Origin of the sequence: Aliarcobacter cibarius (assembly GCF_013372265.1) — a bacterium.
Lineage (GTDB): Bacteria > Campylobacterota > Campylobacteria > Campylobacterales > Arcobacteraceae > Aliarcobacter > Aliarcobacter cibarius.
This window is the reverse complement of record NZ_CP054051.1, coordinates 1268559-1283732: the sequence shown is the minus strand read 5'-3', so window position 1 is coordinate 1283732 and position 15174 is coordinate 1268559. Positions and strand designations below refer to the sequence as shown.

Sequence of the window (15174 nt, the reverse complement as noted above, 5' to 3'; positions counted from 1 at the left end):
TTGATTTATAAAGATTTTAAAGAGAGTATTAAAAATTTAGGTTTTTTAACAATTGAGGATTTTATAAAATACGCAGGAGTTACTTCTGATGATATTTTATCTTGGGAAACAAAAAATGAAGTTCCTTATACAATCTCTTTGTTATTACATATTTTAAAAGGTGAAAAAGAGGTTTTACCTACAAATTGGGGTTTACAAAGTATAGTAGAAGAGTGTTTACCACTTGCTACATTACTTGAAGAAGCTTCATCTTTTCCACATAAATTAGAAGAGATGTTTTTATTACAAAAAAAATTGAATGATTCAACAAATGGTAAAAACTGGGAATTAGGCGTAAATAAATTTGGTAAAGAAATAAATTGGTTAAGATGTATACATATGGAAGTTTCTGAGCTAATAGAATCTACTCCTTGGAAACATTGGAAAAATATAAATTCAGACCCAGATATGAATAATATTCATGTTGAATTGGTTGATATTTGGCATTTCTTAATGAGTTATATTCTTCAAGAAACAAATGTTCCTAAAGCAGTATCTTTAGTAAATACACATTGTATATATGAAGCTTCTCAAGATATTGATGTAAAAGCTATGGTTAAAGAAGCTGAAAAATTATCATATATTGCTTTAGCAATTGATACAGGGAATATGCCTTCATTTAGTGGTATAGAAAGATTTATAGACCAATTTTTTAGATGCTGTAAAATTTCAGGTCTTTCATTTACTTGGTTACAAAAACTTTATATTGGTAAAAATTGTTTAAATCAATTTAGACAAGACAATGGATATAAAGAGGGTTCTTACAAAAAAATGTGGAATCACATAGAAGATAATGTTGTAATGGTTTCTCTTTTAGAAAAAATTGAAAATATAAGTTTTGAAGAACTATATAATAATCTTAAAATTGAATACTCTCTAGCAAAATAATAGTAGTTTTCTACTATTATTTTCTAAAAAATAATTTTTATCAATTATAAATTTTAGTGTAAATTAGTAACACAATTAATAAAAACTAAAATTTTCTTACGCTTATATACTTTTTGAACAATTATAATTCCAAAACCACCAAAAAAACGTAAATTTTTTTTTACCTTTTTATCACAAGACCCAAATAAATCAGTTTTTATGTTATTGTTTTTATAATTTTATAAGTTTTCTTACAATATTTTGTTAAAGAATATTTACTTTTAAGTAGGAGGAGGAAATATGACTGATAATATGGAAAGGGTAAGAGAAGTTTTTACTCAAAAATCAACTAGAGTTGATACAAATAAAGGTGATGAATTTTATAACTCTTTATTTGAAAAATCAAAAGCAAGACTTAAATCTTTAAGAGAACAAGAACCTCTTAAAAACATTGATATGATGGAAGTTATAGAGAGTGAAGGAATAAATAGAAGAGATTTTATGAAGTGGGTTAGTGCAACTACTGCTACACTTATGCTTCCTCCTATGTTTGCTCCTCTTGTTGCAGAAGCAACGGAACTTATGAATAGAGTTCCTGTTGTTTGGATAGAATTACAAGATTGTGCAGGGAATTCAGAAGCACTATTAAGAAGTTCTGCTCCAACAGTTGATGATTTGCTATTTGATGTTTTAAGTTTAGAGTTCCATGAAACTCTTCAAGCAGCTGCGGGATTTGATGCAGATAAACAGTTAGAAGAAGCTGTTCATCATTTTAAAGGAAAATATCTTCTTTTTGTTGAAGGTGCAATTCCTATGGCTATGAATGGTCAATATGGAACTATTGGAGCAATGGGTGAAACTTTCCATGACCATTTAATGAGAATGTCAAAAGATGCTGCTGCTATTGTTGCTGTTGGAACATGCGCTACATTTGGTGGAGTTCCAGCTGCTGCCCCAAATCCAACAGGTGCCGTAGGAGTAATGGATTTAGTAAAAGGGAAACCAATTGTTAATATTCCAGCTTGTCCTGCAAATCCAGCAAATATGGTTGGTGTAATTTTACATTACGTTTTAACAGGTCAGGTTCCTGAGCTTGATTCACTTTTAAGACCAAAATTTGCATTTGGGTATAGAATTCATGATAACTGTGAAAGAAGAGCCCATTTTGATGCAGGAGAATTTGTTGAAGAATGGGGAGATGAAGGTGCTAAAAATAACTGGTGTTTATATAAAGTTGGTTGTAAAGGACCGATGACATTTAACAACTGTTCAATAATTAGATATAACGATGGTGCAAACTGGCCAGTTGGTGTTGGACGTGGATGTATTGGATGTAGTGAACCAGATTTTTGGGACAAATATGCTTATGAAAGATCGATGGCAACTGCAAGAATTAAAGCACCTACAGGTGGAGTTGAAAAAACAGTTGATGAATTTGGTTTAGGTCTTTTAACAGCAACTGCTGTTGGTATTGGAGTTCATGCAATTGCAAGTGTAGTTGCTGGTAAGAAATCAAATGAAAATGAGGAGAAATAATGACGAAAAAACATTTAGTAGTAGATCCAATTACAAGGATTGAAGGACATCTTAGAATTGAAGCAATTATAGATGAAAACAATGTTATTACAGATGCCTACTCATCTTCTACAATGTTTAGAGGAATTGAAGAAATTTTAAAAGGAAGAGATCCAAGAGATTGTGGACTTCTTGCTATGAGAATTTGTGGAGTTTGTACAGGAACTCATTATCAAAGAAGTATTGAAGCTGTGGAAAATGCATTTAATGTAACTATTCCTAAAAATGCAAGATTGGTTAGAAATCTTATTCAAGGTGCTTTATATCTTCATGACCACGTTGTTCATTTCTATCATTTACATGCACTTGATTGGGTTGATATTACAAAAGCACTTGAAGCAGACCCAAAAGCTACTGTTACTGAAGCTCAAAAATGGGCTGCACTTTCAGGACAAAGAGCATGGAATGCAAATGAAGATGTATATATTCAAGTAAAAGAGAGAGTTCAAAAATATATAAAACAAGGAAGACTTGGTATTTTTGGAAATGCTTATTGGGGTAGCGAAGGGTTTAAATTAACGCCTGAACAAAATTTAATAGGTCTTTCACATTATCTTGATGCACTAGAGTTACAAAGAGATTTAGCAAAAATGATGGCTATTTTTGGTGGTAAAAATCCTCATCCACAATCTTTTGTAGTAGGTGGAGTTACTTGTGTTCAAGATATTAAAAATCCTGCAAGAATTGCTGAATTTAAACAAATTCTTAAAAGAGGTAGAAAGTTTATAAAAGAAGCTTATTTGCCAGATGTTTATATGGCTGGAACAATGTATGGAGAAGAAGCACTAAATGGAACAGGTGGTGGATTAGGAAACTATATGACGTATGGTGGATTTAATCTAGATGACTTACCATTTTATAAATCAAAAAAATTATTCCCAGCTGGTATAGTAAAAAATAGAGATTTAACTAAAGTTTATGAACTAGATGAGACAAAAATCACTGAAGATGTAACACATGCTTGGTATGAAGGAAATACAAACCTACATCCATTTGATGGAGTTACAAAACCAAATTATACAGGATTTGGTAAAAAAGAGAATAATATTGCTTATTTAGATACTAAAAATAAATACTCTTGGATTAAATCTCCATTATACAATGATGAAAGAATGGAAGTGGGTCCTCTTGCTAGAATGATTGTAGGATTTGTAAGTAACGATGAAAGAATTAAAAAATACGTTACAAATTTCTTAACAAATGCAAATCTTCCAGCAACAGTTTTATTCTCAACAGTGGGAAGAACAGCAGCTAGAGCAATAGAAAGTGAGCTTATGGCAGATATTATGCTCGAATGGGTAGATGAATTAGCTTCAAACGTTGCAAAAGGTGATCTATCAACATGGACAGAGTTTGATTTTAGTACAGTTGCGAAAGATGCAAAAGGATTTGGATTAGAAGAAGCTCCAAGAGGAGCATTAGGCCACTGGGTAAAAATAAAAGATGGAAAAGTTGTAAATTATCAAACTGTTGTTCCTTCAACTTGGAATGCAGCTCCTAGAGATTATAAAGGAAGAATGGGTGCTTATGAATCAGCTTTAATTGGTACAAAAGTAGCAAATGTTGAGCAACCTTTAGAAATTTTAAGAACTATTCATAGTTTTGACCCTTGTATTGCTTGTGCGGTTCACCTAATTGATACAAATGGTAAAGAGCTTGGTGTTTATAAAGTAAATCCAGTATAAGGAAGATGCTATGTCAAAAAATATAGAAATAAAAAGAATGACAGGAACTATGAGAATAGTTCACTGGGTTACATTTCTTAGTATGATAGTAGCTGTAATTACAGGCTTATATATTGGCCATCCATATTATCAAACATTCATAGCTGATCCTGCGGTTGATAAATATATTATGGCATGGAATAGATGGGCACATTTTATAGTTGCTATTATATTTGATGTAACAGCTATTTTAGTTGCATATTTATATTTCTTTTCAAGATTTGAAAAGCCTTATAAAAAGCTAATTCCTAATAAACAAAATATTGTTGAATTTTTTGAAGTGTTCTTAAATCTAATTACACTTAATAGAAGAAAAAAATTTGACTCAAGACATAGTGATAGTTTTAATATAGTGTTTTTTACAATATTTCATCTGTTGCTAGTATTTATGCTTTTTTCAGGACTTCAACTATATGTTCATGGTTTAGGTTCAGGAAATAGCTCTATTGGAGCTTGGTGGCCAGCAATGCTTCATCTAGTTACAGATTGGACTTTATATGTTTTTGGTGGAAATATGGGAGTTAGAATTGCTCATCATTACACTATGTACTTTATACTTATTTGGGTAATGTTCCATATTTATTATCAAATTTGGAGAACAATCTTCTGGAAAGAGGGTGATATTGCTATTGTATTTGGTGGAAGTAAGTTTGTAAAAGAAGAGGAGAAGTAGGTTTTAGAAGCAAAAGCTTCTAAAACTTTTAAATATTTATATGAAAAATACAATTATTATAGGTGTTGGAAATATGCTCTTTAAAGATGAGGGTATTGGGATTTACGCTAGTGAGTATATAAAACAAAATTATGATTTTGATGAAGATTTAGAGATTATTGATGGTGGAACATTGGGATTTAAATTAATGGCATATTTTCAAGAGTATAAAAATGTCATTATTTTAGATACTGTGTCTATTGATGATGAAGCTGGAAGTATATATAGACTTCCTAGCGATGTTTTATTAGGACTTGGTAAATATAGAAAAACAGCTCATGAAGTAGAAATTGTTGAGATGCTTGAAATTGTTTCAGTTTTAGATTCTCATGCAAATGTTACAATAATTGGAATAGTTCCACAAGATATAGAAAGTGTTGAAATAGGACTTACAAAAATAATGGAAGAAAAATTTCCACTTTTTATAGAAACTTCTATAAAAGAGATAGAAAGTTTAGGTTTTAAACTTAGAAAAAAATCAGATATAGATGTGGAAGATATTGTAAAAAGTTTAATTGGAAGTTATAATGGCTCTCATCTAGCTAGAATTCCAAATGAAGAGGATTTTACTCATGAAGTTAATCTATAAAATAGAATATAACTCAACTTCTTTTTATTTTAAAAGATTAATAGATGATTTAATAAATAGCTCAAATATAAATGCAAATACAAAACAATATTTTGGATTTATTTTAATATTTATAGATGATGAATTAGAAAATATAGAAAAATTCTTTTTGAATTTAGAAAGAAATCTTCCTTACTCTATGTTTTTAAAGAAATCTTATATAATTGAAGATTTTAATGAAGATATCAAAGAATTAGAAGATAAGAATTTAAAAGAAAATTTTGAGATTTTGACAAATATAAGAGTTAAAGATATTCTACAAAATTCAAATTTTGATTTTTTAAATCAAATCGTAAATTTAAATAAATCATTGGTTGTTAAATTTGAAGATTTAGAACTCTTTTTACCAAATAAAGATTTAAAAGAAAACTTTGAAAAAGAAAATTATGAAGTTAAATTAATAGTTACAAATAGTCAAATTTTAACAGATCTTTTTATAATAGAAGAATCTAAAATAAATCTTTTATGTTCAATAGAAAGACCTTTGGTTAAATTAAAATTAAAAGATATAAATGAAAACATTTCAAATAGTGGATATATTTTTACAAGACTTGTAAACTCATCAAAAGAGGTTGAACTATCAAAAGCATTGAAAGAACAAAATATTAATTATATTTTGTATATAACTAAAAAAGATGAGCTAAAAGCTTTTAGTTTTGAAGGGCTAAATCTTATTATTAGTGATGATAAAACTTTATATCCAAAGTATGATTACAGAAGAAATATTATTTTTAATTCAAGTAGTGAATATTTAAACTCTTTTTCAAATATTTATAATGCAGTTTTACATGAACATAATCTTTTAGATATAAACTCTATTGGAGTGTATTTTTCATTAAATTCTAAGAATAGTTTTGTGGATATAAAAGTTTTAAATGAAGAAGAAAAAAGAGTAATATATATTCCTGATATTGCATCAAATATGAATCAAATTTTAGAAGATATCTCATCTCTTGATGAAAATTGTAGAAGATTGGTTGATAATTTTTCAAAAAAATATCCTTATACAAAAGATATAAAACTTACAAATAACAATGGTTTTTCAACTATCATAGAAGCTATTGTAAAACTTTTAAATATACAATCAATTAAAGATTTTGAAGAGTTAGCACTAAATAGTGAATATACAAATGCTCTTCAAGTTGATATGAAATTAATCAAAATTGACAACAAAAATTATTTAGATTATAGAAAAATCATTCAATCTATAATGTCATATAAAATGGCAGATGTTGATAATGAAACACTTAGCTTCTCTTTTTATGAGTTTTTAGCTGAATTTATAATAGATTATTTAAGAGAAATAGCAAGAAAAACAAACTCAAAAGATATCGTTTTATGTGGAGATATATTTTCAAATAGGCAAGTTTTTCATAAAGTTTATAAAGAACTTAACAAAAAATATAATCTAATTTTACCAACAGAGTATGCAATGGATTACATATAAGTAAAAAAATAAGAGTTTATGGGACAGTACAAGGGGTTGGATTTCGCCCTTTTGTATATAATCTAGCAATTAAATACAATCTTTACGGCTATGTAAATAATGATAGTCTAGGAGTAAATATAGAAGTATCTGGAAAAACTAATGATATTTCTATTTTTTTAAAAGAGTTAAAAAATAATCCTCCACCTCTTGCAGTTATTGAAGATATCAAAGTAGAAAATTCAAATAAACAATTTTTTGAATTCAAAATAGAAAATAGTAATAGTTTTGATAATAAAACAACTACAATTCCCTCTGATATAGCTATTTGTAAAGATTGTATAGATGATATTTTTGATAAAAATAATTTTAGATATAACTACTCTTTAACAAACTGTACAAACTGTGGGCCTAGATACTCTATAATTAAAACTATTCCTTATGATAGAAAGAATACATCTTTAAAGGATTTTCCTCTTTGTAAAAAGTGCCAAAACGAGTTTGAAAATCCAACAAATAGAAGATATCATGCACAAGCAATATCTTGCGAAGAATGTGGACCAACAACTTTTCTATATGATAGTAAACAAACTCTAATTGCATCAAAAATAGATGCCATAAATTTAGCCTCATCGTATATAAATGATGGAAAAATCTTAGCTATAAAAAGTATGGGAGGATTTCATATTGTTTGTGATGCAACAAATGATAAGAGTATAATTAAATTAAGAGAGTTTAAAAAAAGAGCTATAAAACCGTTTGCTATAATGTTTAAGGATATAAACAATTTAAAAAATTATGCGGTTTATTCTAATTTAGAAGAAAATATTCTAACTTCAAAAGAAAGACCTATAGTATTATTAGAAAAAAAATATAATCAAAATCTATCAAATTTTGTTGCACCAAATATAAAAAAAATTGGCTGCTTTTTACCAAATAGTGCTTTACATTATCTTTTATTTATAAATTTACCTAATCCTATCATAGCAACTAGTGCAAATTTAAAAGGTGAATCAATTATTACAACAAAAGAGGATATTTTCTTAAAATTAAATAATTTAGTAGATTTTGTACTTGATTACAATAGAGAAATATTAAATAGTTGTGATGATTCAATAATACAAGTTGTGAATGAAAAAATTATAAAACTTAGAAACAGTAGAGGATATGCTCCAAGTAGCTTAAAAATTGATACTAAATTTAATAAAAAAATCTTAAGTTTAGGAGCAAATCAAAAATCAACTTTTAGTATTGCTTTTGATAATAAAATTATTACAAGTCTATATTTAGGAGATTTAGATTCAATTTCTTCTATAGAAAACTATAAAAAAACAGTAGAAAATTTTCTCTCTTTTTATGATTTTATACCTGAAATTATAGTTTGCGATAAACATCCAAAATATGAGAGTACAAAATTTGCTTTTGAATTAAAAGATAGAAATCCAAATTTAAAATTAGTTCAAATACAACATCACTACGCACATGTTCTAGCAGTTTTAGCAGAAAAATCTATAAATGAAGATGTTTTAGCATTTGTTTTTGATGGTACAGGATATGGAGATGATAAAAATATTTGGGGAGGTGAAGTATTTATTGCAAATAAAAAAGATTATAAAAGAGCTTATCACTTAAAATATTTTAAACTTTTAGGAGGTGAGTTTGCTATAAAAGAGCCAAAAAGAGTTGCTTTATCTTTACTTTTTGATAATTTTACACTAGAAGAGATTTTAAATTTACCTTTAGATTTTTTAAACTCTTTTGAAAAATCAGAGATAAAAACTCTATATACACTTTGGCAAAAGAATTTAAATTCACCTCTTTCTAGCTCTTTTGGAAGATTATTTGATGCAGTTTGCTCACTTGCTAATATTTTACACATACAAGAGTATGAAGGACAAACGGGTCTTTATATCGAAAATTTATATGATAAAAATATAAAAGAACTCTACTCTTATGAGATTATCAATAACTCTATTGATTTTTCAAAAATGATAAAAGAGATTTTAAAAGAAAAAGATAAAAAAATAGTTGCTTCAAAATTTATAAATACAGTTGCTAATATTGTTCTTGATATTTCAAATAGACATAAAGAAATGCCAATAATTTTATGTGGAGGAGTATTTCAAAATAAAACTTTAGTAGAAATTTTATTAAAAGAGTTTCATAAAATGAATAGAAAAATTTATTTAGGAGAGAAATATAGCCCAAATGATGAATCTATAAGTTTAGGTCAAGTATATTTTCAATTACAAAATTAAATAAAAGAGGTATTATAATGAAATGTCCTGTTTGTAAAGATGTAGATTTATTAATGAGTGAAAGACAAGGCGTTGAAATTGATTATTGTCCATCATGTAGAGGAGTTTGGCTTGATAGAGGAGAGTTGGATAAAATTATTGAAAAAAATTCAAATTATCAACCAAGTAATCAACAATCAAATAACCATTCAAACTATTTTAAAAATGATAATAGAAATTCATATAATAAACATAATAACCATCAACAATATAACTCTTACGATAATAAACACCAAACTCCTTATAAAAAGAAAAAAGAGGGATTTTTATCTGAAATCTTTGATTTTGATTTCTAATTTTTATAAAAAGCTAAGAGATTTTAAAATCTCTAGCTGTTCAGATTTTTTATAGTTAAACTTAAATTCATACTCTTTTAAATAGTAAAAAAAATTATCTTCATCGACTCCCTTGTGCTTTTTTAAATTTTTCTCCAAAAACTTCCAAAATCTATTTAGTTTTGTTTGATGTGCATTTTGAGAATGAATTTTATACCAACTTAAATATTGAATAAATCCATCCTCTACGTCAAATGCTCGATTACCTATTTTAGGCATCAAAAGAGTGTAAACTTTTTGATTTGAATAAAAACCAATAATATTTATAGCTTCGCTAAGACTCTTTTTTTTCTTCACTTTTTCTCTCTCTTTTAAATAGTAAAACTCTTCATATTCTGTATTGTCTTTAATCAATGAATTGTAAATATCTTCAGAATAAACTGCAATTTTTTGTCTTAAGAGATCAAATCTATCTTTTACAGTTTTATAATTTAGTTTTAATTCATTTGAAATTTCAAAAGCAGTTTTATTTTCACAGAATTTTTGAATTATCAGAATATCTTTCTCAATTTTCTTTAAAGAGAACTTCTTAGCACACTTTTTACATTTTATATAATCATTTGCAAGAGTATAAAACTCTACACTTTTACAATTTTGGCATATCATAAATAGATTTTAGCAAATTGGTTCTAAAAATATATATGTGTTTAATATACATCAAAGAATTTTAAAAAGAAATGGGCTAAACTGTAAAAAACTAAAAGGAAAGAATAATATGTGTAAAGATTGCGGATGTACGATAGCTGGAATGGAACACCACCACACTCATAACCATAATCACGACCATGGACATAGTCATCACCATCATCATGAAAATAGAGCTATTTTTAAAACTACAGATGAAAATATAAAAACAAATCCTTTATTAAATGACTCAAAAACTATTTCAGTAATTCAAAAAATTTTAGATAAAAATGATCATGAAGCAGCACATAATAGAGCTCATTTTGACCAACATAAAGTTTTAGGAATAAATTTAATGTCAAGTCCAGGAAGTGGGAAAACTACTCTTTTAGAAAAATTAGCAGAAAATTGTGATTTTAGATTTGCTGTTATTGAAGGCGATTTAGAAACATCAAAAGATGCTGATAGACTAAAAGCAAAAGGGATAAATGCTGTACAGATTCAAACGGGAAGTGCATGTCATTTGGATGCTTTTATGGTACATAAGGCTTTACATGATATTAAATTAGCTGATATTGATGTCTGTTTTGTTGAGAATGTTGGAAATCTAGTTTGTCCAGCATCTTATGATGTAGGAACTCATTTAAATATTGTTTTGGTTTCAGTTCCAGAAGGTGAAGATAAAATTGCAAAATATCCAGTTATGTTTAGAAGTGCTGATTTAATTTTATTTACTAAAATAGATTTATTACCATATTTTGAATACGATATTGAAAAAGAGAAGCAAATAGCTAGAAAATTAAAACCAAATGTAGATATTTTAGAAGTTTCTATAAAAGATGAGAATTCACTAAAAGCTGTTATAGATTGGATAAATTTTAAAAGAAAGATGAGATAACTATATGTGCTTATCAATACCATCAAAAATAAAAAGTATAGATAAAGAGACGAATACTTGTATAGTTGATACTATGGGAGTAGAAAGAAGTGCTAGTTTAGATTTGATAGATAAAGAGGTTGATATTGGAGATTATGTTTTGATTCATATTGGTTTTGCTATGAATAAAATAGATGAAGTTGATGCTTTAGAATCTTTAAAAGTTTATCAAGAGATAATTGACAAAATGGAAGAAAAAGATAGGCTTGAGATGATCCAAGAGTCTGACAATTATCAAAATAACTAAAAGTAAAATATTATGAAAGAGTTACAATTAAAAGATTTATATGATGGGTTTCGTGATGCAAAAGTTATAAAAGCTTATCAAAAATTAATAGGTGAGGATTTAAAAGATTATCATAAAACTATAAATATAATGGAAGTTTGTGGTGGACATACTCACACTATTATGAAATATGGAATACCTCAACTTTTAAACAAAAAGATAAATTTCATTCATGGACCTGGTTGTCCGGTTTGTGTTATGCCAAAAGATAGAATAGATAGTGCTTATGAGCTAAGTTTACAAAAAGATTTAATTCTTGTAACACTTGGGGATATGATAAAAGTTCCGGGAAGCAAGGGAAGTTTACAAAAAGTAAGAAGCGAAGGAGCCGATGTAAGATTTGTCTACTCTCCACTTGATTGTTTAAAAATTGCTAGTGATAATAAAGATAAAACAGTAGTATTTTTTGCAATAGGATTTGAAACTACAACTCCAATGACTTGTGCTTTACTTGAACAAGTTATAAAAAATGATATAAAAAATATTTTATTTCATATAAACCATATTACAGTTCCAGAAGTTATGAAAGTTTTGCTAGAAGATGAAAATTGTAAAATAGATGCTTTTTTAGGCCCATCACATGTTAGCGTTATAAGCGGAAGCAAAATTTATGAAGAGTTTCCAAAAAATTATAATAAGCCAGTAGTTGTAAGTGGATTTGAACCAGTTGATGTTATGCAAAGTATTTCTATGATTGTAAAACAGTTCAAAGAGAAAAGAGCTGATTTAGAAATAGAATATAAAAGACTTGTTTCTTATGAAGGAAACATAAAAGCTCAAAAACTTATAAACAAATACTTCAAAAAAGTTCCTTTTAAATTTAGAGGTATAGGAGAAGTAGAAAATAGTGGTTATGAACTAAAAGATGAATTTAATATCTACAATGCAAAAATAGTATATAAAGATATTCTACCAATACATGAAGTGAAAGAAAACAAAGCTTGCAAATGTCCTGATATTCTAAAAGGTGTAGCAAAACCAACTGATTGTAAAATCTTTGGAAACATATGTACTCCGACAAATCCTATTGGTTCTTGTATGGTGAGCTCAGAGGGTGCTTGTAGTGCTTATTATAAATATGGGAATTTATTATAAAAATATGAATTATTTAAAGGATAACTTATGAAAAAAATAGCATTTATTGGTGTTGGAGTTATGGGGAAATATATGGTTTCAAATCTTTTAAAAAATGGTTTTGAAGTAAGTATTTATGCAAGAAATAAACAAAAGGTTGAAGATACAATAAAAGAAGGAGCTATTTTTTGTGAAACTATTAAAAAGTGTGTAGAAAATAAAAATGCAGTTATCTCAATAGTTGGTTATCCAAAAGACGTTGAAGATGTATATTTTTCACCAAATGGTATAATAAACTCTGCTTCAAAAGATACTTACTTAATAGATATGACAACTACTACACCAACTCTTTCAATTAAAATTTATGAAGAGGCTAAAGAGAAAAATCTAAAAGCTTTAGATGCTCCAGTTTCAGGTGGAGATATTGGAGCTAAAAATGGAACACTTTCTATTATGGTAGGAGGCGAACAAAAAGATTTTGAAGCTTGTAAAAATATTTTTGATAGTTTAGGTAAAACAGTTATATATGAAGGAAAAGCAGGAAGTGGTCAGCACACAAAAATGGCAAATCAAATAGCAATAGCTGGCGTTATGGCAGGAGTTAGTGAAGCAATTGCTTATGGTAAAAAAGTAGGGCTTGATATACCAACAATGTTAAATAGTATTAGTAATGGAGCAGCACAGAGTTTTCATATGACAAATAATGCTCCAAAGATGTATAAAAGAGATTTTGAACCTGGTTTTTATATAAAACATATGGTAAAAGATTTAAAAATAGCTTCAGAAGAGATGCCAAACTTAGAAGTATTAAAAAATGTATTACATATGTACCAAACACTTGAAAAAAATGGTGATGGTAATTTAGGAACTCAAGCTATTTGTAAATACTATGAATAAAGGTTTCTTATGAATATAGAAAAAATAAAACAAAGAATACAAAAATTCAGTAATGATAGGAACTGGGAAAGTTTTCATAATCCTAAAAATTTAGTTATGGCATTAAATGGAGAAGTTGGAGAATTAAATGAGATTTTCCAATGGTTAAACTTTGAAGAGTCTATGAACTTACCAGAGGATGTAAAAAAACATACAAAAGAAGAGGTTGCTGATATAGCTATTTATCTTATTAGGATTTGTATGAAGCTTGATATTGATCTAGAAGATGCCATATTAAATAAAATGACAAAAAATGAAGCTAAATATCCAGTAGAAACATCTTTTGGTGGAAGTAAAAAATATAGTAAAAGTAGAGAAAATAGATAAATGACTAAAACAATAACACTAGCACATGGAAACGGTGGTCAAGAAAATAATGAATTGATAAAAGAAGTATTTTATGAAGCTTTTAAAAATGATATTTTAGAAAAAAGTGAAGATGCTGCAATTATAGAAAATGGAAAGTTAGCATTTAGTACAGACTCTTTTACAGTAAGTCCTATTTTTTTTAATGATGCTAACATAGGAAAACTTGCTATTTGTGGAACTTGTAATGATCTAGCAATGATGGGAGCAAAACCAAAATATCTTACTTGTTCAGTTATTATAGAAGAGGGATTTGAAGTAGAACAACTTAAAACTATTGTAAACTCAATGAAAAAAGAGTTAAAAAAGAATGAAGCAACAATTGTAAGTGGTGATACAAAAGTAGTGCCAAAAGGTACTGTTGATAAAATCTTTATAAATACTACTGGTATTGGAGAAGTAATATATAGTGGTATTAGTTCAAATAATATCACAGAAAATGACCTAATACTTGTAAATCGTGATATTGGAGCTCATGGAGCTACTATATTTACAGCACGGGAAGGAATAGATATTCATTCTAATTTAAAAAGTGATTGTAACTCTTTATTTCCTCAAGTAAAAGCTTTAATCGATAATGGTATTAAAATAACTGCACTTAGAGATGCTACTAGAGGTGGGGTAAGTGCTGTTTTAAATGAATGGGCAAAACAATCAAATATTTGTATAGAAGTTGATGAAGAAAAGATTCCAGTAAGCGATGAGGTAAAAGGGATTTGTGAAATGTTAGGTTTTGAAGCAACAAATCTAGCAAATGAAGGAACATTTGTTTTAGCAATTCATAAAAAGTTTGCTTTTAGAGCAATAGAAATTTTACATAAGTTTCCTGAAGCTTTGAATGCTTCAATTATTGGTAAAGTAACAGATCAATATCCACAAAAAGTTATTTTAAATAGTTCTTGGGGAACAAAAAGATTTTTAGATACCCCAACAGGTGAATTACTTCCAAGGATTTGTTAGGAGAATACTTATGCATGAATACTCAATTGTTCAATCTTTATTAGAAAGCTGCGAAGAACACGCACGTCAAAATGATGCAAAAAAAGTTACAAAAGTAATTGTAAAAATTGGAGTTTTAAGTGGAGTTGAACCTGATTTATTAAAAACAGCTTTTGATACTTTCAAAGAACAGACAATTTGTCATGATGCGAATTTTTTGATAAATATACAAAAGATAGAGATATTTTGTCATAAATGTAACACTAAATCAACTTTGGAAAAACATGAATTTTCTTGTCCAAAATGTGAAAGTGTGGACATAAGAATAACAGATGGCGAAGATATGTATCTTATGAGTTTAGAGTTAGAATGATTTTTCTAACTCTTTTTCATATTTTTGCAGTTCAGA

General features: G+C 27.7%; 16 protein-coding genes. 15 read left to right on the top strand and 1 reads right to left on the bottom strand.

The window, feature by feature from the left end; genetic code table 11:
* The 8 genes from ACBT_RS06380 (at position 1) to ACBT_RS06345 (ending at position 9564) form a co-directional block, all read left to right on the top strand.
* On the top strand, positions 1–927 hold the full coding sequence (locus tag ACBT_RS06380) for a dUTP diphosphatase (protein WP_024774962.1): 927 nt from the start codon (positions 1–3) through the stop codon (positions 925–927).
* A gap of 279 nt (positions 928–1206) precedes the next feature.
* Positions 1207–2442, top strand: a complete 1236-nt coding sequence (locus tag ACBT_RS06375; protein WP_024774961.1) for a hydrogenase small subunit — start codon at positions 1207–1209, stop codon at positions 2440–2442.
* Positions 2442–4166, top strand: coding sequence for a nickel-dependent hydrogenase large subunit (locus ACBT_RS06370; RefSeq protein ID WP_034218516.1), 1725 nt, complete (start codon positions 2442–2444; stop codon positions 4164–4166). Before ACBT_RS06375 ends, ACBT_RS06370 begins: the two co-directional genes overlap by 1 nt.
* A gap of 10 nt (positions 4167–4176) precedes the next feature.
* Positions 4177–4878, top strand: coding sequence for a cytochrome b/b6 domain-containing protein (locus ACBT_RS06365; RefSeq protein WP_024774960.1), 702 nt, complete (start codon positions 4177–4179; stop codon positions 4876–4878).
* Positions 4879–4918: 40 nt separating this feature from the next.
* Positions 4919–5506 carry a HyaD/HybD family hydrogenase maturation endopeptidase gene (locus ACBT_RS06360; RefSeq protein ID WP_024774959.1) on the top strand — a complete coding sequence of 196 codons (588 nt, stop codon included), beginning with the start codon at positions 4919–4921 and terminating at the stop codon, positions 5504–5506.
* Positions 5490–6992 carry a Kae1-like domain-containing protein gene (locus ACBT_RS06355; protein WP_024774958.1) on the top strand — a complete coding sequence of 501 codons (1503 nt, stop codon included), beginning with the start codon at positions 5490–5492 and terminating at the stop codon, positions 6990–6992. The genes ACBT_RS06360 and ACBT_RS06355 overlap by 17 nt, the downstream gene beginning before the upstream one ends.
* The gene (gene hypF / locus ACBT_RS06350) at positions 6989–9229 is read left to right on the top strand and encodes a carbamoyltransferase HypF (protein ID WP_024774957.1); all 2241 of its coding nucleotides are present in this window, start codon (positions 6989–6991) and stop codon (positions 9227–9229) included. Before ACBT_RS06355 ends, hypF begins: the two co-directional genes overlap by 4 nt.
* A 17-nt stretch (positions 9230–9246) precedes the next feature.
* Positions 9247–9564 (top strand): TFIIB-type zinc ribbon-containing protein, encoded by a 318-nt coding sequence (locus ACBT_RS06345; RefSeq protein WP_024774956.1) that lies wholly within the window; start codon positions 9247–9249, stop codon positions 9562–9564.
* 3 nt (positions 9565–9567) lie between these two features.
* Here the strand turns inward: ACBT_RS06345 and ACBT_RS06340 are convergent, their stop codons facing one another.
* Positions 9568–10209: a hypothetical protein gene (locus ACBT_RS06340; RefSeq protein ID WP_024774955.1), complete on the bottom strand. Its 642-nt coding sequence runs from the start codon at positions 10207–10209 to the stop codon at positions 9568–9570.
* Positions 10210–10318: 109 nt separating this feature from the next.
* Between ACBT_RS06340 and hypB the strand changes: the two genes are divergently transcribed.
* From hypB to hypA, 7 genes are read left to right on the top strand one after another with little or no spacing between them, the layout of a single operon-like run.
* The gene (gene hypB / locus ACBT_RS06335; protein ID WP_024774954.1) at positions 10319–11125 is read left to right on the top strand and encodes a hydrogenase nickel incorporation protein HypB; all 807 of its coding nucleotides are present in this window, start codon (positions 10319–10321) and stop codon (positions 11123–11125) included.
* A gap of 4 nt (positions 11126–11129) precedes the next feature.
* Positions 11130–11411: a HypC/HybG/HupF family hydrogenase formation chaperone gene (locus ACBT_RS06330; protein ID WP_024774953.1), complete on the top strand. Its 282-nt coding sequence runs from the start codon at positions 11130–11132 to the stop codon at positions 11409–11411.
* A 9-nt stretch (positions 11412–11420) separates the two neighbouring features.
* Positions 11421–12545, top strand: a complete 1125-nt coding sequence (hypD, locus tag ACBT_RS06325) for a hydrogenase formation protein HypD (RefSeq protein WP_034218515.1) — start codon at positions 11421–11423, stop codon at positions 12543–12545.
* A 27-nt stretch (positions 12546–12572) separates the two neighbouring features.
* Positions 12573–13421: an NAD(P)-dependent oxidoreductase gene (locus tag ACBT_RS06320; RefSeq protein ID WP_024774951.1), complete on the top strand. Its 849-nt coding sequence runs from the start codon at positions 12573–12575 to the stop codon at positions 13419–13421.
* 9 nt (positions 13422–13430) lie between these two features.
* Positions 13431–13787, top strand: a complete 357-nt coding sequence (locus tag ACBT_RS06315) for a nucleotide pyrophosphohydrolase (RefSeq protein ID WP_024774950.1) — start codon at positions 13431–13433, stop codon at positions 13785–13787.
* On the top strand, positions 13788–14786 hold the full coding sequence (gene hypE, locus ACBT_RS06310; protein ID WP_024774949.1) for a hydrogenase expression/formation protein HypE: 999 nt from the start codon (positions 13788–13790) through the stop codon (positions 14784–14786).
* Positions 14787–14796: 10 nt separating this feature from the next.
* A complete protein-coding gene (hypA, locus tag ACBT_RS06305; RefSeq protein WP_024774948.1) occupies positions 14797–15138 on the top strand; it encodes a hydrogenase/urease nickel incorporation protein HypA in 342 nt (113 codons plus the stop codon).
* The last annotated feature ends 36 nt before the right edge of the window (positions 15139–15174 follow it).

Bases quoted from the DNA above. Each gene is read 5' to 3' on its own strand.
- ACBT_RS06375 (WP_024774961.1), top strand. From the start codon at position 1,207: ATGACTGATAATATGGAAAGGGTAAGAGAAGTTTTTACTCAAAAATCA.
- ACBT_RS06370 (WP_034218516.1), top strand. From the start codon at position 2,442: ATGACGAAAAAACATTTAGTAGTAGATCCAATTACAAGGATTGAAGGA.
- ACBT_RS06365 (WP_024774960.1), top strand. From the start codon at position 4,177: ATGTCAAAAAATATAGAAATAAAAAGAATGACAGGAACTATGAGAATA.
- ACBT_RS06360 (WP_024774959.1), top strand. From the start codon at position 4,919: ATGAAAAATACAATTATTATAGGTGTTGGAAATATGCTCTTTAAAGAT.
- ACBT_RS06355 (WP_024774958.1), top strand. From the start codon at position 5,490: ATGAAGTTAATCTATAAAATAGAATATAACTCAACTTCTTTTTATTTT.
- ACBT_RS06345 (WP_024774956.1), top strand. From the start codon at position 9,247: ATGAAATGTCCTGTTTGTAAAGATGTAGATTTATTAATGAGTGAAAGA.
- ACBT_RS06340 (WP_024774955.1), bottom strand. From the start codon at position 10,209: ATGATATGCCAAAATTGTAAAAGTGTAGAGTTTTATACTCTTGCAAAT.
- hypB (WP_024774954.1), top strand. From the start codon at position 10,319: ATGTGTAAAGATTGCGGATGTACGATAGCTGGAATGGAACACCACCAC.
- ACBT_RS06330 (WP_024774953.1), top strand. From the start codon at position 11,130: ATGTGCTTATCAATACCATCAAAAATAAAAAGTATAGATAAAGAGACG.
- ACBT_RS06320 (WP_024774951.1), top strand. From the start codon at position 12,573: ATGAAAAAAATAGCATTTATTGGTGTTGGAGTTATGGGGAAATATATG.
- ACBT_RS06315 (WP_024774950.1), top strand. From the start codon at position 13,431: ATGAATATAGAAAAAATAAAACAAAGAATACAAAAATTCAGTAATGAT.
- hypE (WP_024774949.1), top strand. From the start codon at position 13,788: ATGACTAAAACAATAACACTAGCACATGGAAACGGTGGTCAAGAAAAT.
- hypA (WP_024774948.1), top strand. From the start codon at position 14,797: ATGCATGAATACTCAATTGTTCAATCTTTATTAGAAAGCTGCGAAGAA.